Source organism: Vibrio sp. 10N.286.49.B3, from assembly GCF_002873395.1.
GTDB lineage: Bacteria > Pseudomonadota > Gammaproteobacteria > Enterobacterales > Vibrionaceae > Vibrio.
On sequence record NZ_MCUV01000009.1, the window covers coordinates 1 to 19,257 of the forward strand.

The 19,257-nt window shown below is 42.6% G+C and carries 15 protein-coding genes; 6 read left to right on the forward strand and 9 right to left on the reverse strand.

The window, feature by feature from the left end; all coding sequences use genetic code 11:
* Window positions 1–99: 99 nt before the first annotated feature.
* The 4 genes from ruvB to aspS form a co-directional block, all read right to left on the reverse strand.
* Window positions 100–1,110 (reverse strand): Holliday junction branch migration DNA helicase RuvB, encoded by a 1,011-nt coding sequence (gene ruvB / locus BCU68_RS05155; protein ID WP_102563728.1) that lies wholly within the window; start codon window positions 1,108–1,110, stop codon window positions 100–102.
* 36 nt (window positions 1,111–1,146) lie between these two features.
* On the reverse strand, window positions 1,147–1,755 hold the full coding sequence (ruvA, locus tag BCU68_RS05160; protein ID WP_102563729.1) for a Holliday junction branch migration protein RuvA: 609 nt from the start codon (window positions 1,753–1,755) through the stop codon (window positions 1,147–1,149).
* 81 nt (window positions 1,756–1,836) lie between these two features.
* A complete protein-coding gene (gene ruvC / locus BCU68_RS05165) occupies window positions 1,837–2,358 on the reverse strand; it encodes a crossover junction endodeoxyribonuclease RuvC (RefSeq protein WP_102563730.1) in 522 nt (173 codons plus the stop codon).
* 72 nt (window positions 2,359–2,430) lie between these two features.
* Window positions 2,431–4,206: an aspartate--tRNA ligase gene (aspS, locus tag BCU68_RS05170; protein ID WP_102563731.1), complete on the reverse strand. Its 1,776-nt coding sequence runs from the start codon at window positions 4,204–4,206 to the stop codon at window positions 2,431–2,433.
* 421 nt (window positions 4,207–4,627) lie between these two features.
* Here aspS and cmoA point away from each other — a divergent pair, with 421 nt between their 5' ends.
* The 5 genes from cmoA to BCU68_RS05195 all read left to right on the forward strand — a co-directional run bounded on the left by cmoA (window position 4,628) and on the right by BCU68_RS05195 (window position 9,871).
* On the forward strand, window positions 4,628–5,356 hold the full coding sequence (gene cmoA / locus BCU68_RS05175; RefSeq protein WP_102563732.1) for a carboxy-S-adenosyl-L-methionine synthase CmoA: 729 nt from the start codon (window positions 4,628–4,630) through the stop codon (window positions 5,354–5,356).
* A gap of 126 nt (window positions 5,357–5,482) precedes the next feature.
* The gene (gene cmoB, locus BCU68_RS05180) at window positions 5,483–6,454 is read left to right on the forward strand and encodes a tRNA 5-methoxyuridine(34)/uridine 5-oxyacetic acid(34) synthase CmoB (RefSeq protein WP_102563733.1); all 972 of its coding nucleotides are present in this window, start codon (window positions 5,483–5,485) and stop codon (window positions 6,452–6,454) included.
* A 164-nt stretch (window positions 6,455–6,618) separates the two neighbouring features.
* Window positions 6,619–7,380, forward strand: coding sequence for an ATP-dependent zinc protease (locus tag BCU68_RS05185; protein WP_102563734.1), 762 nt, complete (start codon window positions 6,619–6,621; stop codon window positions 7,378–7,380).
* A gap of 13 nt (window positions 7,381–7,393) precedes the next feature.
* On the forward strand, window positions 7,394–8,899 hold the full coding sequence (locus BCU68_RS05190; RefSeq protein WP_102563735.1) for an inactive transglutaminase family protein: 1,506 nt from the start codon (window positions 7,394–7,396) through the stop codon (window positions 8,897–8,899).
* A gap of 3 nt (window positions 8,900–8,902) precedes the next feature.
* Entirely contained in the window at window positions 8,903–9,871 is a 969-nt protein-coding gene (locus tag BCU68_RS05195) for an alpha-L-glutamate ligase-like protein (protein ID WP_102563736.1), read from the forward strand.
* Between the two features lie 247 nt (window positions 9,872–10,118).
* Here BCU68_RS05195 and mukB read toward each other — a convergent pair whose 3' ends face one another.
* From mukB to cmoM, 4 genes are read right to left on the reverse strand one after another with little or no spacing between them, the layout of a single operon-like run.
* Window positions 10,119–14,576 carry a chromosome partition protein MukB gene (mukB, locus tag BCU68_RS05200; protein ID WP_102563737.1) on the reverse strand — a complete coding sequence of 1,486 codons (4,458 nt, stop codon included), beginning with the start codon at window positions 14,574–14,576 and terminating at the stop codon, window positions 10,119–10,121.
* Window positions 14,573–15,304, reverse strand: a complete 732-nt coding sequence (gene mukE / locus BCU68_RS05205) for a chromosome partition protein MukE (protein ID WP_198591685.1) — start codon at window positions 15,302–15,304, stop codon at window positions 14,573–14,575. Before mukE ends, mukB begins: the two co-directional genes overlap by 4 nt.
* Entirely contained in the window at window positions 15,285–16,622 is a 1,338-nt protein-coding gene (gene mukF / locus BCU68_RS05210) for a chromosome partition protein MukF (protein WP_102563738.1), read from the reverse strand. Before mukF ends, mukE begins: the two co-directional genes overlap by 20 nt.
* A 53-nt stretch (window positions 16,623–16,675) precedes the next feature.
* Window positions 16,676–17,458: a tRNA uridine 5-oxyacetic acid(34) methyltransferase CmoM gene (gene cmoM / locus BCU68_RS05215; RefSeq protein WP_102563739.1), complete on the reverse strand. Its 783-nt coding sequence runs from the start codon at window positions 17,456–17,458 to the stop codon at window positions 16,676–16,678.
* A gap of 114 nt (window positions 17,459–17,572) precedes the next feature.
* On the opposite strand from cmoM, the gene elyC reads away from it, so the two are divergent.
* Window positions 17,573–18,394 (forward strand): envelope biogenesis factor ElyC, encoded by an 822-nt coding sequence (gene elyC, locus BCU68_RS05220; protein WP_102563823.1) that lies wholly within the window; start codon window positions 17,573–17,575, stop codon window positions 18,392–18,394.
* 131 nt (window positions 18,395–18,525) lie between these two features.
* Here elyC and torR read toward each other — a convergent pair whose 3' ends face one another.
* Complete coding sequence (torR, locus tag BCU68_RS05225) at window positions 18,526–19,236, reverse strand: two-component system response regulator TorR (RefSeq protein ID WP_102563740.1); 711 nt, start codon at window positions 19,234–19,236, stop codon at window positions 18,526–18,528.
* Window positions 19,237–19,257: the final 21 nt, after the last annotated feature.

Genomic DNA, 19,257 nt, shown 5'->3' on the forward strand with positions numbered 1-19,257 from the left:
AGTAATTAATGGAATTGGTATAACTAGAAGTAGTTACTTGTATCGGCTGTATAAATTTATATTATCTTTACATAAGTTAGCGACTGTCTAATCGTTTTGTTACTCCGGTTTATCTATACCAAAGTGCAAATACGCTCTATCCGTTGCGATCCTTCCTCTCGGGGTACGCTGTAAGTACCCTTGCTGAATAAGGTAAGGCTCTAAAACATCTTCTATGGTCTCTTTTTCTTCTCCAATCGCTGCAGCGACATTATCGAGACCAACCGGACCACCAGCAAATTTTTCAATAATCGCCAGTAGCAGTTTTCTATCCATGTAATCAAAACCGCGCGCATCGACATCCAGCATATCTAACGCACTATCGGCGATATCTGGTGAAATATGACCATCACTTTTCACTTCCGCGTAATCTCGAACACGACGCAATAAACGGTTCGCAATACGAGGCGTACCGCGGGCTCGACGTGCCACTTCTAAAGCGCCGCCAGACTCCATTGATAGATTTAAGCAATCAGCACTACGTTGAACGATATGCTGCAAATCATCAACATTATAAAACTCTAAGCGCTGTACAATACCAAAACGGTCGCGTAGCGGTGAGGTTAACGACCCAGCTCGTGTTGTAGCACCAATTAAGGTAAATGGCGGTAAATCGATTTTAATAGAGCGTGCAGCAGGACCTTCACCGATCATGATATCTAGCTGATAATCTTCCATCGCTGGATAAAGCACTTCTTCTACGTTAGGGCTCAAGCGGTGGATTTCATCGATAAATAAAATATCGTTTTCTTCTAAGTTTGTCAGTAAGGCTGCAAGATCACCGGCTTTTTCTAACACAGGACCTGAAGTGGTGCGTATATTCACTTCCATCTCATTGGCAACAATATTCGCTAGTGTCGTTTTACCTAAACCTGGAGGACCAAAGATCAATAAATGATCCAGCGCCTCACCACGCATTTGTGCCGCTTTGATGAAGATCTCCATCTGATCTCGAACATGATCTTGACCACGGTAATCGGCTAGCTTCTTCGGGCGAATGGCGCGATCGATAACGTCTTCATCTTTAAATACTGGGTTATCTGGAGCAATGAGGCGATCAGCTTCAATCATAATGGCGTTCCTAATTTAATCAGACTCATGGTAACGCTATACCATCGCTCGTAAAGCTTCTTTAATCACAGCTTCGCTACTCATATCCGGTTTTATCACTTGTGATACGATTTTCGATGCTTGGGTAGGCTTATAACCTAAAGCAATTAATGCGCTAACCGCTTCATCTTCTGCTTTAGGGGCAGAGACACTGTCCATTGGGGCTGCGTCAGTGGCAGGCGTAAATAAATCCCCCGCTCCCCAACCTTTAAGCCTATCTTTCATTTCAACCACGAGGCGTTCAGCGGTTTTCCTACCCACGCCTGGTAATTTAATTAAGGTTGAAACATCTTCACGCTCAACACTGGCAACAAACTGGCTAGCACTCATTCCCGATAGAATTGCTAATCCAAGTTTAGGACCTACCCCGTTGGCTTTGATTACTTCTCGGAATAAAGCACGCTCTTTAACGGTATTGAAGCCATACAATAATTGTGCATCCTCACGGACAACAAAATGGGTATAAATAATCGCTTCATCCCCAATCTGAGGTAGCTCATAAAAACAACTCATTGGCATTTGAACTTCATAGCCAATACCACCAACTTCTATCAATAATTCAGGGGGTTGTTTTTCAATAAGAGTGCCACGAAGACGTCCGATCACAATAAGGTATCCTTGGGAATAAAGTAGAATGAAGCGATAATAATAAATAACTGGATGGATAGCCAGTAAAGAATGGCAAATCTATCGATAGCGCCCTCTTCTCGCGCCTGTCGCTTTGCCTGCCATCGCAATGAGGGTTTTATTGGTATTCGCATGACAAATCGCCACGCCTAAGGCATCCGCTGCATCCGCTTGTGGTTTCGCTGGCAGCTTTAACATGTTCATTACCATATGCTGCACTTGAGTTTTATCTGCCCCGCCACTGCCAGTCACCGCTTGCTTAATAAGTCGTGCGGCATATTCATAAACAGGTAAATCAGCATTCACTGCAGCGACAATCGCGCTTCCTCTTGCTTGACCAAGTTTGAGTGCTGAGTCGGCATTTTTGGACATAAAGACTTGCTCGATAGCAAATACATCCGGTTGAAACTGAGTAATAATTTCGCTAACGCCTGCATAGATTTGTTTTAGTCGTCCAGGTAGCTCTTTTTCAGACATGCGAATACAGCCGCTACCAAGATATTGAAGATGACGACCATTTTGACGGATAACGCCATAGCCTGTAATACGAGAACCAGGATCAATCCCTAGAATTATGGACATAAGTAATTCCGATAGATATAAAAAATGCCCGCATTATACGGGCATTGATGTCATTCGCTAAAATGAAGCGAATTAAGCGTCTTTTTTGTCAGCCAGTTTAACGGCAACAGAAAGCTCTTCAAGCGATGCTGGGTTTGCAGCGCTTGGTGCGTTAGTTAGTAGACATGCTGCTGCTGTTGTTTTCGGGAAAGCAATAACATCACGAATGTTGTCTGTTCCACACAGTAGCATTGCAAGACGATCTAGACCAAATGCTAGACCAGCATGTGGTGGAGTACCGTACTTAAGTGCATCAAGTAGGAAGCCGAACTTCTCTTGCTGCTCTTGCGCTTCGATACCTAGGATATCAAATACCGCACTTTGCATTTCAGCGTTGTGAATACGTACAGAACCGCCACCAACTTCGTAGCCGTTAATAACCATATCGTATGCATTTGAATTTGCAGCTGATGGGTTTGCTTTTAGCTCTTCAGCCGTTACACCTAGTGGCGAAGTGAATGGGTGGTGCATTGCATGCAGGTTACCTTCATCGTCTTCTTCGAACATTGGGAAATCAACAACCCAAAGTGGTGCCCAAGCATTTGTATCGGTTAACTCTAGGTCTTCACCAAGCTTGATACGTAGTGCGCCCATTGCTTCTGCAACAATACCCGCTTTATCAGCACCAAATAGGATGATATCACCCGTTTCAGCTTCAGTACGCTCTAGAATGCCTGTTACGATCTCTTCATTTAAGAATTTAGCAACAGGAGATTGAACACCTTCAAAGCCTGCAGCGCGATCATTCACTTTCATCCAAGCTAGACCTTTCGCACCGTAGATACCAACAAACTTGCCGTACTCGTCAATTTGCTTACGTGACAGTTTAGCACCGCCTGGTACACGAATAACGGCTACACGACCTTTTTCGTCGTTAGCTGGACCGGCAAATACTTGGAATTCAACATCTTTAACAAGATCAGCAACATCCACAAGCTCAAGTGGGTTACGTAGATCTGGCTTATCTGAACCGAAACGACGAATTGCTTCAGAGAATGGCATTACTGGGAATGCGCCTAAATCGATATTCAGTAGCTCTTTCCACATACCGTGAACTAAACGCTCGGTAATTTCACGAACTTGATCCGCAGAAAGGAAAGAAGTTTCGATATCAATTTGAGTAAATTCAGGTTGACGATCGGCACGTAAATCTTCATCACGGAAACATTTAACGATTTGGTAGTAACGATCAAAACCAGACATCATCAGCAGTTGCTTAAATAGCTGAGGTGATTGTGGCAGCGCGTAGAAGCTACCTTTGTGTACACGACTTGGTACAAGGTAATCACGAGCACCTTCTGGCGTTGCTTTTGTTAGTACTGGTGTTTCGATATCTAAGAATAAGTTCTCATCTAGGAAACGACGTACGTAGCTTGAAGCACGTGCACGAAGCTTGATACGATCACTCATTTCAAGACGACGTAAATCAATGTAACGGTACTTCAGACGTTGCTCTTCTGAGTTCGTTTGGTTGAAATCCAGTGGCAGTGCTTCTGAACGGTTGATGATTTCAAGCCCTGTTGCAAGCAGCTCAACTTCGCCCGTTTTCATATCTTTATTGATTTGGCTATCAGGACGTAGACGTACTTCACCTGTAAACTTAATACAGAATTCATTACGTAGTTGGCTTGCAACCTCGAAGATATCTTTCATATCTGGGTCTACAACCACCTGAACGATACCTTCGCGATCTCGCATGTCGATGAAGATAAGACCACCTAAATCACGACGGCGGTTAACCCAGCCGCATAGTTCTACCGTTTGTCCAGCAAGGGTTTTGTCCAGGTTACCACAGTAATGGGTACGCATAATGAATTTCCCAATCTCTTTAGTTATTGTCTAATACCTACCAAAAAAAAGAGCGCTCTCACTCTCTTTTCTAGGCTATGTACGTGTTGGCGTCAGTTTTCATATGATTTGACTAAAATAGAAAAACCGAAAAATTGACCGAATACTGCTATTTATACGCTGAAAGCAACGTAAAATCGACCATAGAGGATGCTATTTATCGTGTTTTATATGAGCTTGCTGTTTTTTAAACCAGCGAGAGGACAAATAATCATCAAAAGGCGAAGAATTGCCATAAATTATATCGTAAAACACCAGCTGTCAGCAAAAAGCTTACGGTTAATTAATGACATTTCGTGGCATTTTTCATAAAATACGCCACCCTTTTTAATGGTCATGAAAAATTCTTTCATTTCCTAACTAGATACCATGAGAGAGCATTATGAGCAATAAAGACACTATCTTTTCCGCTCCTATCGATAAGATTGGTGATTTCACCTTCGACGAACGTGTAGCAGAAGTTTTTCCAGATATGATTCAACGCTCAGTCCCAGGCTACAGCAATATCATTTCGGCGATCGGTATGCTTGCTGAACGCTTTGTTAAGCCTCATAGCCATGTTTATGACTTAGGTTGTTCTTTAGGTGCTGCCACTCTCTCGATGCGTCGTCATATTCAGCAAGAAGGTTGTCAGATCTTTGCGATTGATAATTCTGCAGCCATGGTTGAGCGCTGTAAACTTAATATCAGTGCTTACCGTTCTGATACTCCTGTTCATGTCATTGAAGACGACATTCGCGCCACCGACATCAATAACGCCTCTGTCGTGGTATTGAATTTTACTCTGCAGTTTTTATCACCAGAAGATCGCTTAGCTTTATTAGAGAAAATTTATGCTGGGCTTCGACCAGGTGGGATCTTGATCCTCTCTGAGAAGTATATTTTTGATGATAATACGTCTAATGAGCTATTGATCGATCTGCACCATGACTTTAAACGTGCCAATGGCTACAGTGAGTTAGAAGTGAGCCAAAAACGCAATGCGATTGAAAACGTAATGCGCCCAGACACGATTGAAGATCATAAAGAACGCTTTAAACAGATTGGCTTTTCAAGCTATGAAGTGTGGTTTCAATGCTTCAACTTCGGATCAATGTTTGCGATAAAATAATTCGTTATAACCAAGCGCTTTTGTTTACTTGCTTATTGAGCGTATTGGTATGGTTCATCTATTTTCAATATAGCCTATTGTTGTTTTTTAACAGTACGATAGGCACATTACTAGGAACACGGTTACATGTTCAACTTTGCTAACTTCTATCAACTTATTGCTCAAGATACTCGCCTACAGCCTTGGTTAAATACCTTGCCACAACAATTAACCGATTGGGGTAATGCCGACCATGGTGACTTTGACCGTTGGGTTAGAGCTTTAAATAAAATACCCTCTGACCTGCCAAGTAATATTGAATTAAAGCAATCAGTAACGATCGATTCATCAGCACCAATGGTCGATGGCGAGCGCAAAAAACTAGAAAGTCTATTAAAAACGTTTCACCCTTGGCGTAAAGGTCCTTTTACTGTTCATGACATTCATATTGATACTGAATGGCGCTCTGACTGGAAATGGGATCGCCTTTTACCTCATATCACACCGCTAAAGAATCGTTCGGTTCTCGATGTTGGCTGTGGTAATGGTTACCACATGTGGCGCATGCTAGGTGAAGAAGCGCGTTTGTGTGTGGGTATCGATCCTTCACACCTGTTTTTAATTCAATTTGAAGCGATTCGTAAATTGATGGCTGACGATCAGCGTGCGCATCTTTTGCCTTTAGGGATCGAACAACTACCAAAATTAGAAGCCTTTGATACCGTCTTTAGCATGGGTGTTCTTTACCATCGCCGCTCACCGCTTGATCATCTGATTCAGTTGAAAAACCAACTCGTTTCGGGTGGTGAATTAGTGCTGGAAACACTGGTTATTGAAGGTGATGAAAATACCGTTTTAGTGCCAATGGATCGCTATGCTCAAATGCGCAATGTTTACTTTTTCCCATCGGCAAAAGCACTGAAAAGATGGCTAGAGCAAACTGGTTTTGTCAACGTTCGAATTGTTGATGAATGCGTAACATCAGTTGGAGAGCAACGTTCAACGCAATGGATGACGCATAATTCTCTGCCAGATTACTTAGATCCAAATGATTCTACTAAAACGATAGAAGGACACCCTGCCCCTCGTCGTGCGATATTAATCGCAAATAAAGCATAATTGACATAAGTCTGACGTAATTGTTGCACTATTGCTCACTGTTAACATAAGGATGCTTCACGCATCCTTTTTTATACGCTAAACTCCCCCCATCGTTGCGATTGCCAATCTATCCAGTGACTTACTCAAATATTAAGATTGGTCTTATTTTTTAAAGGTTATTCATGTACAAGCGTTTTACACCTATTTTGGTGGTTGGCTTACTTTCAGGATGTACGCTTACTAGCGGTGAAAAATATCACCAAGACACTTTACAAGCTATCCAGAACTCTGAATCCAGCATTGCCAATCGAATGTATAATTTAGAGTTACAACTTAGTAACCAAACCGATTATATCGAAAGTTTAGAAAATGAAATTATCGATATGAACAATGACCTAAACGACACTATCATTGCTTTGTCTCCACCTAATAATGATGATGACATTGACGTTGCCCTTGAGCCTGAACCTATCACGACTGAAGCTAACAATGAGCCGCTTCACACGCCTTCTGAAACGATCATTCTTGGTTCTGTTGAGACCATTGAAATAGATTCCGTCAAGCAAACATTTAAAGCCAGAATTGATACGGGCAGTGCTTTATCATCTTTAAATGCGGTCGATATTGAGGAATTTGAGCGTAATGGTAAGCAATGGGTTAGGTTTCATCTAAGCGGCACGTCTGACGCTCAGACTGACAGCAAATGGATTGAAGCACCCGTCTCTCGCTATGTGAAAATTCGCCAACCAACAGCCGGAACAGTAGAAAGACGCATTGTTGTCGATTTACGCGTTAAAGTTGGACAAATACATGAAAAAACTCAGTTTACATTGGCAGATCGCTCACAAATGAGCCACTCTATATTACTTGGACGTGAATTTATTAAAGACATCGCTTTAGTAGATGTGAGCCAAGAGTTTATACATACGGAAAATAAAGACTAGGGTAAGCGAAGTTATGACGTCAAGAATTCCTTTTTACATCTCTATTGTACTGTTAATTGCAGCAGGCATCGCGCTGAGTATGCTTCGCCATGAAAACTACGGTGTTCCTTGGACACCAGGCGAAACAAAACAAGTTTGGGATATTGAAGCTCGTGTTGAACTCAACGCACTAGGCGACGCGGTTAAGGTCTCGCTTGCTGCGCCACATACACAACCAGGCTTTACATTAACAAGTGAATCAGCGTCATCACCAGGTTACGGTGTTTCTTATTTAAATACTGATGCTGGTCGTCGTGCTGAATGGTCAATCCGCCAAGCATCTGGTCCGCAAACTATCTACTACAAAACTCAATTTCTGGTTGACCCTCAGGCTAAGGTCGATGAGCAAAAACCAGAAGGTGATATTAAAAAACCTATCTTTGATGGACCAGAAGAAGCCGCTGCTGTTGCCTTGATCGATCAAGCCATGCAAGTTTCGGCTGATAACATTACTTTCACTCGTGAGTTGATCAAGACGATTAATAGCTCAGAGAACCAAAACGCCGCTTTATTACTCAATAACCTGTCCAAAGTCTCTGCAACGCATGCGCTGCTTAATTATGCTCAAGTTTATAACAAACAAGTGGGCGTTATTGAGCTTGAAGATGGTCGTCGCCGTCAAAGCATTCAGCATATGCTACAGGTTTGGGATGGCGAACGATGGGTCCTTTTTTCTGCTGAAACTGGCACACAATTGGTCAATCCAAACATTCTTATCTGGGATGAGTCAAACGTTTCATTATTAGATGTGGTTGGCGGTAAAAACAGCGCCGTTCACTTCTCAATGATCTTACAAGATGTTTCACCAAAAGAGGCGACCAACAGTAAAGTTGAAGCGGATGCCCTACTGAATCTATCTATTCATAGCCTACCTTTAGAAGAACAAGCGATGTTTAAAACCATCATGCTTATTCCTATTGGTGCTTTAATTGTTGTTTTCCTACGCGTCATTATTGGCCTAAAAACATCAGGTACTTTCATGCCGGTGTTGATTGCGGTTGCGTTTGTTCAAACTCAATTGGTGACAGGTATTGTTGGCTTCTTGCTGATTGTCGGTACGGGTTTAATCATTCGTAGCTATTTATCCAAACTGAACTTATTGTTAGTTGCTAGGATTTCGGCAGTTATTATTACCGTAATATTGATCATTTCTGTCTTTACTGTTGTTGCCTTTAAGATTGGCTTAACAGAAGGACTTTCCATTACTTTCTTCCCAATGATCATCCTTTCTTGGACCATTGAACGTATGTCAATTCTTTGGGAAGAAGAAGGTCCTAAAGAAGTACTGATGCAAGGTGGTGGCTCTCTATTTACTGCGGTTCTGGTTTATCTTGCAATGACCAACCCATACATTCAACACCTAACCTTTAACTTTATCGGCTTACAATTGTTAGTATTAGCGACGATTTTGCTACTGGGTAACTACACTGGCTATCGTCTAACTGAGCTTCGTCGCTTTAAACCACTAGCAGAGGATTAAGCTATGTTTAAGCAATTTACCTCACCGTTTAAGCTACGTGACAAAGGCATCATGGGCATGAACCAGCGTAACCATAGCTATATTGGTCGCTATAATGATCGTTCAAAGTATCCTTTGGTTGATGATAAGTTAAAAACGAAAATCATTGCCGAGCAAGCTGGTGCAACTGTGCCAAAATTGATTGGGGTGATTAGTAGCCAAGCCGAGGTTAAACGCATCCATAAAATGGTTGAGCAATGGCCTGGTTTTGTTATCAAGCCTGCTCAAGGAAGTGGTGGTAAAGGCATTCTCGTCATTACTGAACATAAAGATGGTGTTTATACTAAGCCTTCAGGTTCTACGATTAATCGTGAAGATGTTGAACGTCATATTAGTAATGCGCTCGCGGGACTTTTCTCTCTTGGTGGCAAAAATGATGTGGCTGTTGTTGAGAACTTGATTAAGTTTGATAGCTGCTTTGAAGGCTTTAGTTATGAAGGTGTGCCTGATGTGCGTATCATCGTCTTTAAGGGCTACCCTGTGATGGCGATGATGAGACTATCAACGTCTGCTTCAGATGGTAAAGCGAACCTTCACCAAGGGGCTGTTGGGGTTGGTATTGATATCGCAACTGGTAAAGCGGTTCGAGCCGTGCAATTTGATCAACCGGTTGATGTTCACCCTGATACTGGTAAAGATTTAATGCAGCTTCAAGTACCACACTGGGAAAAGCTCTTAACGCTTGCTTCTAGCGCTTGGGAAATGACAGGTCTGGGTTACATGGGTACGGATATGGTGCTTGACCAAGAGGAAGGTCCAATGGTACTAGAGCTGAATGCTCGCCCTGGCTTAGCGATTCAAATTGCCAATGGCTGTGGTTTACTACCAAGGTTGCAGCATATTGAAGGGTTAGGCATGCCTGCTGATTACCCTAAACCTGCAGAGCGTGTGGCTTATGCAGCCAAGCAGTTTGGTGCGAGTGAAACCGTTTAGCGTTACCATTTAGCTTGTTATGCGATGAAATGAATTCGATTCCACGAACCGCTCAAGACGTCCCTGTACGCTTAGAAATAGGCATCCATGCCTATTTATGTTCGTTACATCGAACACATTTTATCTCGACATTTCATTACCAAGTTGCGCTATGATTTACAGCATCTTTTTTGAAATTTAGATAAATAAAAACCTCACTTTGCAGTGAGGTTTTTTATGTGTGTCGCCAATAGATGTTAAGTGTTAATTACAACGACTCAACCAATGCTTGTACTTCAGAGGGTTGCTTAGGCTCATTACCAAAACCTCGCAAACCAACAACATGAACATGCTCATGATCTTTAAACACCTTACGTACCAATTTGTACGTTGTCCCCTTCTCTGGGCTGATGTTTTCTGGTGCAGCAATTAATAACTGCATACCTAAGCGATCACACAACTCAAACAGTGTATTGATGGACTTTGTATCTAAACGTGCCGCTTCATCAAGGAACAATAAACGACAAGGAATAATATCTTTGCTACGTAAACGACGCGACTCTTCTTCCCAGCTCTGCACCACCATCAACAGAATTGACTGACCAGTACCAATCGCCTCACCCGTTGATAGCGCACCAGATTCCGCTTGCAACCAACCATCAGAGCCACGGTTAACTTCCACAGAAAGCTCTAAGTAGTTACGGTAATCCAGTAACTCTTCACCTAAGATCTGTGGTGAGCGCTGACCCATATCAATATGTGGGTTAACACGTTGGAACAACTTCGCCATCGCCTCTGAGAAGGTAAAGCGTGTCGTTTCAAACAGGTCTTTGTGCTGCTCTTGCTGTGTTGCCAAGCCAGAAAGCAGGATCTCATGACTTTCACGGATCTTAACGTTTAAGCGTACCCCTTTCACTTGACCAAAGTAGATATTAGACAAACCTTGGTTCAGCATTCGGATACGGTTTTGCTCACGCTGAATGGTTTTCTGAATAATACTCGCAACCGATTCAGAGCTGATAGCCAGTCGATTCTCACGCTGAGTTAGCTCTTCTGTTAAACGAGCCAGTTCAACTTCCATCTCTTCAATTGCTTCAACAGGATCATCAGTATGAATAATATCTTGACGAATACGCTCACGTAGATGCTGGTAAACCGCAATGTAAAAGAGAACTTTACGCTCTGGATGTGCATTATCTTCCGATAAACGTAACGCATCACGTAAGTCATGATTGTCGGCAACCGCTAGACGTAGTGCGCCCAATGATTTATCTGACATTGAGCGTAATTCACTTGCCGATAGGTAGGCAAGTTCACGGCGGTGTAAGCGACGCTCAACATCATTCTCACGTGCTAAACGTAATACTGAGCACCAACCAGCTTTCGCGTTAACAACAACAGTACGTAGTTCAGCGTACTCTTTCAGTACCTTCTTCAAACGCTTTGCCAGTGCTTTCATTTCAAGCTCTGTCGAGGTGATCGTGCGCTCATACTCACTCTTGCGAGTACGTGAAACCTGCAGACGCTCTTGAAGCTCATTACGACGATTTAACGCGCGATCAGCAGCACCTTCATCAGGTGTAATACCAAATTCTTGCAGTTCTTGCTTAAATTCTTGTACCGTTTCTAGCTTAGCTTGATGTGAACTCTTTAGTGAAGCCAGTACTTGATTGTATTGGTTCATCTGACCTTGAGCTTGCTTAAGCCCTTCACGACTGATCGTTCGAGCTTGTTCGGCTTGAACTAACTTCGCTTTAAGCTGTTCGCTAAGTTCACTGCTTTTATTGAGTAGCTCTTCAGAGTCTTGGTAAGCAAAGTAGTGACGACGCTCAGCCAAATCAGCCAGTGCAAACATTTGAGTTTTTAATGTTTGTAACGCTTGATCGGCTTGTTGATACGTTGATTTAAGCGAGTCAAACTGCTCTGGATCGGTATCTAAAACATTCGCAACACGTTCTAATTCTTTAACGGTTTTACCATGGCTCGCTAGGAAAGCTTTCGCCTCACTTAATTGTGCCAGCTTTTGCTCAACTTCATCGAGACGCGCCTGCAATGATTCATCTTCAATAAAGCGGATCATTGGTGCCAATTTATCTAAAGCCGATAGCGCTTGCTTGCTCACATTCAGTTGGCTGCGCTGCTGTTGCTCTTTTGTTTCTAAGTCCGTTCGCTGACGAATCGCACCATTTAGCTGCTCGCGAGCCGTTGCAATTGTTTTTTCTGGATCAGCGTTAAAAGCAACCTGTAGATGCTGAGCGACAAAATCATTAAACGCTTGATATAGACGTTGAAGTTTCTGTGAATCAAAAGCCACTTTCGCATGCTTCTCAACCACTTCATCACGCTCTTCACGTAGCGCTTCTAAACGCTGCTCACGTGCTGCACGACCAAATAGTGGGATCTCTGGGAAGCGAGAATAACGCATTTGACGGTCATTAAGTTGAACGCAAACCGCGCCTTCTAGCTCTTCGGCATTAAATGAGCTGTCATCAAACGCATCGATATCCCCTTCAAGAATATAAAGGTCTTCTGGGCAATCATCTAAATCCACCAGCTTTTCTTTGATGCCATCGAGATCAGAAACAACAATCGCGTGACGAGCTGGACCGTACATAGCACTGAAGTATGGTGCATCAGAAAGCGTAATATCATCATAGATTTCAGATAATAATACACCGCCAAGCGTATCAGCTAAGCCTTTTAAGCGAGGATCATTAGAACCACCTGGAGACGCTAGGTATTCAATTTCTTGCTCTAGTTGTTGACGACGCTGAGCCAATTGCTCTTTCTTGATTGAATCATTTTTTTCACTTTCAAGTACCTGCTGCATTTGAGTCATAACCGCTTGGCTACTCTCTAATTCTGCACCACTTTGATCGCGCAATACTTCCAAACGTTCATTCGCCACTAGCCATGCTGGTGCTAACGCTTGGTATTTTTTAATCGTCGCCTGGCTTTCTTGCTCAAGGTGACGCAGTTCGCCACGCTGTTCACGCAACTCTTCTTGTGAAAACTCTAAAGAGTCCACTTGTAATGTATGACGTTCACGCTCTTCTTCCAGCACTAACTCATCACTTAACACGATTTGATGCGCGAGTTGATAATCGTTAACGAGTTTCTGAGCTTGATTCTGCTGGCTACGACTACGTTCTAAGTCTCTATGTTGAGCACGCCATTGCTGTTCATTTTGAGCGGTATTATCAGCGTTTCTCGCTTGCTCAATGATCGCTTTAGCACTCGCCGCAGCATCATTACGCTCAACTTGACCAACAACACGCTTAACAAGCGCAAAAGCTTGCTCAAATTGCTGCGCCGCTGCAGAAGACATATCTAATTTATGCTTCAATGCCAATAATTGAGTCGTCTTATCATCTTCATCGGCTTTGAGCGTTGCAAGCAAGGTTTGCGCGTTTTCTGGTGTGATTGAATCATCTTCAATCAATTGCTGCGCTTTCGTCAGTGCTTGAACCGCTTGCTGATATTGCAGTGCACGCGTTTGTTGAACATCCAATGCTTGTTGGTAGTCAGCCAGTTGCGTTTTTAGGCTGTCGACTTCTTCTTCAGAAACCGATGCTTGCTCTTCAGTTTGAAGTACGCGTTCTTGCGCTTCTTCAACCACCATCATCTGCTCTTCAAGGCGTTCGCTTAGTTCTTCAAGATCTTCTTGGTAGCGAGCAATTTTTTCTTGTTGGCGCAGTGCATTTTGAACCAATTGAAGATGATCAGAGGCGGCTTGATGATCTTGTTCAAGTCCTGATTCCTGTTCAGAGAGCAGCTCTAACTCCTCTTGAACACGGTTAAGCAGGTTGTTTTGTTCAATCAAGGTTGCGCGTGAACCAAAAAGTTCACCACGCAATGCCATCGTCTGCTCTAACTTGATACGACGATCATTAGCATGACGCATGTAATCAGCAGCAACATAATTGGTTGATTCTGTAATTAGGTGCTTGAACAGATCACGATCGGTTTGCGTTACTTTGATCGCATCTAGTGTCAAACGGTTTTCACGTAGTGCCGATTCCATATCTTGGAAAGCTTTCTTAACACCACCATTTTGCGGTAGTAGGTAATCACGTAGAGAGCGCGTTATCGCACTAGAAATACCACCATAAAGTGATGCTTCAATCAGACGGTAGAACTTCGAACGATCAGAGCTATTGCGCAGTTTCTTAGGTACCACGCCGTATTCAAACATTTGGCTGTGGTACTCAACAATCGAAGTAAAGGCTTTGTATTGCGCCCCTTCAATTTGAGCAACCGACTCTTTAATTTCATTTTGCTGACGTACGCGAGCGTGACTATCTGATACCGTTTCAACTAAGATATCCGTTGGCTTCACATTACTTGGTAAGCCTTGAATCAGAAACGGTTTAATATCCACTTTTTTATCGCGTCCAGCCACTTGCTGAAGCTTAACGACAAACAATAAACGCTGGTTACGCGAGTTAACAACATCAAGTGCGGCATAACAGGCACCAGGTTGTAACTTACCGTATAGCCCTTTATCTCGTGATGACTGCGAGCTACCCGCTTCTGTTGTGTTTCTAAAGTGAAGTAAACTTTGGTCAGGAATCAAAGCAGTAATGAACGCTGCCATTGTGGTTGATTTACCTGCACCGTTACCACCAGAAAGAGTGGTCACTAAGCTATCAATATCAAAGGTACGTGCAAAAAAACCGTTCCAGTTGATCATAGTTAGTGATTGATATTTGCCTCTTTCAATCATACTTCACCTTCTAATTCTGTTTCTGTACTGCTGTGGAGATCACTGTCTGACTCCTCATCTAATAAACTGCCTTGATTCGGCTCTGGGCTGTGTACAATCACGGCTTCACCATCACGAATTAAGCGTAATTGCGCATCTCGCATATCATCACCCACTCTTACGTCAGCACCGAAACGGAAAACGGCTTCACTAATACGGAATTTGCCCGTTTCACCAATAGAGATGATCATACCAATACGACGTAAACGACGCAGAGCGGTACGAACCTTATCAAACAGTTTTTCTTTATCTAGGTCTGAACCTGATGCGCGGTTTGTCACCAACTTCATCAGCTTATTTTCATCAGCAAGCGTCAGTAACTCTTCAAAAAGCTCTTGGTTACTAAAGATACCTTCATGAGCTAATCGCTCTGGGCTTAGGTATAAGAAACACAATACCTTACCTACCAGCATTTCTAATTCCGAAAGAACACTTCGAGAAATTAATGATGTTGAGCGTGGGCGTAAATAGAAAAAGCCTTCTGGTGCTTTCACTAGCTCGGTATTATAACGTTGATAGAAGTGTGCTAACTCCATTTCAAAATCATTTAACAAAGCATGATTATCTAAGTCTTCACTTGAAATATGCTTGCCCGCTCGTAGCATACTATCTAACGCAGGGAAAAGAGGGTTAGATATTGCTTTTACCAGGTTTTCTGGCATGTAATCGTCAGTATTTGTTGATGACATTTGCTTGTACCTTTGCGCCAAAATCATTAATCGATTGCCAATCTGGTTGAATGGCTTGGTAGTCCGACTCTGAGTAGCCAAGACGAACGGCTTGATCGACCACGATACGTGCTAAATCAAAATGGTGTGTGCGAGGGTGAGTCGTTAGATAATCTCGTAAAACCAACCCTAAATCTATTGGCGTTCCTTGCTCTTTATGAATTCTTAACATGTCAGCAATGCGCCCTGAAAGCTCATCATTCACTTGCTGGAACTCTTCATATTCAACTGCGACAGGAACCTGCCCCATCACTTCATCATCACGTAAAACCAGCGCTTCATCGCGTAAGTCGCTTAAACGCTCAGCTTCAGCATGGACTAAGAACCATGGCATATCGAAGTAATCGGTCACTGATTGGCGTAAACGTTGACTAAAGGCGCGGTTTTTATCCATATCAATTGCGGTACGAATAAACTTATGCACATGGCGATCATAACCAATCCATAAATCAATCGCTTGTTGACCCCAACTTGTGATTCGGTCTAGCTTCATCTGTAAAGAAAAGAGTGCTTCGCCAACAAACTCCAATTCAGCATCACCATAGATAATTTCTTGTATATCTAAAATTTGAGTCTGAAGTTCATCTCCTGCCGCTTGCAGGGTATCTTGCAGTTCTTTTAATGTATCTGATGTCTCTGACAGTAATGATTCACAGTTATTAATCGCTTCTCGCCAATCTTTATTTAAAAGCTCAGCAATTTGTAGCTTAACTGACTGCTGCTGTTCATCCATTACACGTTGGTTTAAATCGATTTGATCGAAAATCTCACCAACTGAATATTTAAGAACACCATACACATTTTTTTGCCAATGACCTGGCGTACCACCTTTTTGTGCCGACTCAATTGCCTTCGCCATTTCATCTGCCACCATGGATAGCTGAATTGAAAGTCTTAGCTTAGAGAATTGACGATGACGTAAATAGTAATCGGTAATTCCAATCGCAAGTGGCGACAAACGATAGATGCTTGCTCCATCGGTGATTTCGCTGGTAAAACGACTAATTAATTTCTGCTTAACCAGTTCGTTAATAGCATTGTTAGCACGGAAAGAAGAGGCTTCCCCCGTTGCTTCAAACAGTCGAGTAACGATGGTAAATGCATCATGCAGTTCACCTTCTCCTAACTCTTCATCAAATCTCTCATTACTCAGCACGGCGATCGATATTAAAAAGGCTAATCGCTCTGAAGATAAGTTCAGTGAGAAATCATGCTGCTTGACCCAGCCGACCAACTCATCAATTGGCTGCTCTTGCGCAGTTTGAGTTATATCACTCATGGTTATTCCTGTTGTTCTGACTCTTTAATACACACATGTTGTCTACTGCCATTTTATTTGACTTTCTTCGCCCAAACATGAATGTAACGTCCTAGCGAGAGGTAAGGCTCTGTGCGGCATAGTTGCCTTTCCAGCGCAATTACATCTTCGGTTTGATAGTCGCCCATGTACTCCATATTACCTATGTAGTCACTAAATGAGCGGATACCTGATTTACCACAGATCTCAAAACCAGCGTCTTCGATCCATTGATAGACCTCTTCTGGCTTCAAGCCTTTTTGTGGCTGTAGTTTAAATCGTTTTCGGTGTGGCATGCCATCTAATACATGAGGAATATTGCCACAAATAACATTTTTTAGTACCAAACCGTGATGGTTATAAAACATGATGGAGGCTACCCCACCTGCTTTTACTTGTTTTAAGACGATCTCTAATGCGGTCTTAGGGTCGACAAGCCACTCCATCACAGCATGAAAAAGAACCATATCGACGGGTTCATTTAAATGGGATTCAATTTCTTGAACCGCGGAATGAATGAATTGATACTGCTCAAGTAGATCGTTATTGGTGATCTCTTGTTTAGCCAGTTGCAGCATTTCAGAAGATAGATCACATAGTGTGATTTGATGTCCGAGTTGTGCTATTTTTTGCGACACTTGTGCAAGTCCCCCACCCGCATCGAGTACATGCAGTGGCGGTGTTATGTCTGATAAAGAGGCTAATGCACACTCTAAATCTTCCCATACTATGGTCTGGCGTATAGCGCCTTTATCGGACCCGTAAATATTTCTTGCAAATTTGTGGGCAATATCGTCGAAATTTCGGTCTTCAGTCACGGCAGGTTAGGTTATCATATTAAATCGTGCTGCTATTCTGTCACAGGTTTAGCAGGAATAAAGAGGGTGTGCCCCTTTTTATTATCAAGTGGTGTTTTTTCGGGCTATTTATCTATGTTTGAGCTGAAAAAAGTCGTGTCATCCTTATTGATGCCGCTTCCTGCAATGCTAATCCTCGCTTTTTTGGGATTAATGCTAATTATGTTTACCCTACGCAGAAAGACGGGATGTCTCATTATCCTATTTTCTCTGTGTGGCATTTATCTGGTTTCTTTCCAGCCAGTCTCCTCTCGTCTACTGATGCCTTTAGAGCGAGAGTACACCGCTTTCTTACCGGTCGATCAATCCATCGACTATATTATGGTGCTTGGTAATGGTCATGTTGTTGATGATCAAATTCCGCCAACATCGGAGCTGAGTCGAGCTGCTTTAATGCGCTTGACTGAAGGTATTCGTATCATGCGTATATACCCTGGCTCTAAACTTATTCTCTCTGGTTACAGTGGTGGTTCCGAAATGAGTCACGCACGCATGATGGCAAGAGTGGCACTTGCACTTGGTGTACCTAAGCCGGATATCATTTTATTAGAGACAGCAAAAGATACTTGGGAAGAAGCTCGTCAAGCCGCGGCTTTCATTCAAGATAAGGAAATGATTCTCGTGACTTCAGCAAGCCATATGAAACGAGCAATGTATGAGTTTAATTCAGCTGGCATGCACCCCTTACCGGCGCCAACCAACTTTTTGGCACAAACTAAGATTAATCAGCCATGGGATAAATATGCACCAAAGTCTCGCTATTTAGAGCAAACTGAAATCTATTGGCACGAAACCTTAGGCTCTATGTGGCAATCTATTCGTGACTGGGTAAATAGCGAACCAAAACAAGTTGAGCTATTGCCTGGTGAAACACCGGCAATGGAACCTTTTCAGTAAATACTGATTTTTAATCACGCAGCAAAAAGCCGAACCATTGTATGCCTCTTCCTCGTTGAAAGGCATATTACTGATTCGGCTTTTTTCTTATCTGATTTACTTGTCCGATTAAAGATTAATTATCTACAGGGTTAATCCCCAGCAAACATGTAACCTTCACCGTGTACGGTAACAAAGATTTGTGGATTCTTTGGATCAAACTCCATCTTTGCTCGCATTCTACGAATAAGTACATCAATAGTACGATCGTTAGGCGCATCAACGCGATGACTGATCATATTTAAAATACGCTCTCGGCTGAGCACTTGATTCGGATAAGAAGATAAAGCAACCAGCAGTTCATATTCTGCTTTGGTTAGTTTGACCGGTTCACCATTCTTGCTTAATGCTCTACGTTGAATATCAAACGTCCATTCAGCAAAGTTAACAATATGGCTATTGTCTTCTGTTTTGGTTGGTTCATTGGTTCTGCGCGCGGTAGAAATACGCCATAATAAATTTTTGACTCTAACCAGCAATTCGCGCAATTCAAAAGGCTTAGTGACATAGTCATCGGCGCCCATTTCTAAACCAACAATTTTGTCTATGCTATCCGTGCGACCTGTGACAAGAATAATCCCTACATCTGATTGACTGCGCAGTTCTCGCGTCAGCATCAGACCATCTTCTCCAGGTAAATTGATATCCAGCATGATGATGTCGACAGCATTAGTTTGTAATACTTCTCTCATTGCAGAGCCATTGTCAGCTTCACTAACAATATACCCTTCATTCTGGAAATAACCCACTAACTTACTGCGAGTTACGAGATCATCTTCTACGACCAGTACGTGATAGCTCATTTACACCACTTCTTAAATTAA

What these genes read in the sequence shown, in the direction of transcription:
- ruvB (WP_102563728.1), bottom strand. Translation starts at nt 1,110, where the DNA reads ATGATTGAAGCTGATCGCCTCATTGCTCCAGATAACCCAGTATTTAAA.
- ruvC (WP_102563730.1), bottom strand. Translation starts at nt 2,358, where the DNA reads ATGTCCATAATTCTAGGGATTGATCCTGGTTCTCGTATTACAGGCTAT.
- aspS (WP_102563731.1), bottom strand. Translation starts at nt 4,206, where the DNA reads ATGCGTACCCATTACTGTGGTAACCTGGACAAAACCCTTGCTGGACAA.
- cmoA (WP_102563732.1), top strand. Translation starts at nt 4,628, where the DNA reads ATGAGCAATAAAGACACTATCTTTTCCGCTCCTATCGATAAGATTGGT.
- cmoB (WP_102563733.1), top strand. Translation starts at nt 5,483, where the DNA reads ATGTTCAACTTTGCTAACTTCTATCAACTTATTGCTCAAGATACTCGC.
- BCU68_RS05185 (WP_102563734.1), top strand. Translation starts at nt 6,619, where the DNA reads ATGTACAAGCGTTTTACACCTATTTTGGTGGTTGGCTTACTTTCAGGA.
- BCU68_RS05190 (WP_102563735.1), top strand. Translation starts at nt 7,394, where the DNA reads ATGACGTCAAGAATTCCTTTTTACATCTCTATTGTACTGTTAATTGCA.
- BCU68_RS05195 (WP_102563736.1), top strand. Translation starts at nt 8,903, where the DNA reads ATGTTTAAGCAATTTACCTCACCGTTTAAGCTACGTGACAAAGGCATC.
- mukB (WP_102563737.1), bottom strand. Translation starts at nt 14,576, where the DNA reads ATGATTGAAAGAGGCAAATATCAATCACTAACTATGATCAACTGGAAC.
- mukE (WP_198591685.1), bottom strand. Translation starts at nt 15,304, where the DNA reads ATGTCATCAACAAATACTGACGATTACATGCCAGAAAACCTGGTAAAA.
- mukF (WP_102563738.1), bottom strand. Translation starts at nt 16,622, where the DNA reads ATGAGTGATATAACTCAAACTGCGCAAGAGCAGCCAATTGATGAGTTG.
- elyC (WP_102563823.1), top strand. Translation starts at nt 17,573, where the DNA reads ATGTTTGAGCTGAAAAAAGTCGTGTCATCCTTATTGATGCCGCTTCCT.
- torR (WP_102563740.1), bottom strand. Translation starts at nt 19,236, where the DNA reads ATGAGCTATCACGTACTGGTCGTAGAAGATGATCTCGTAACTCGCAGT.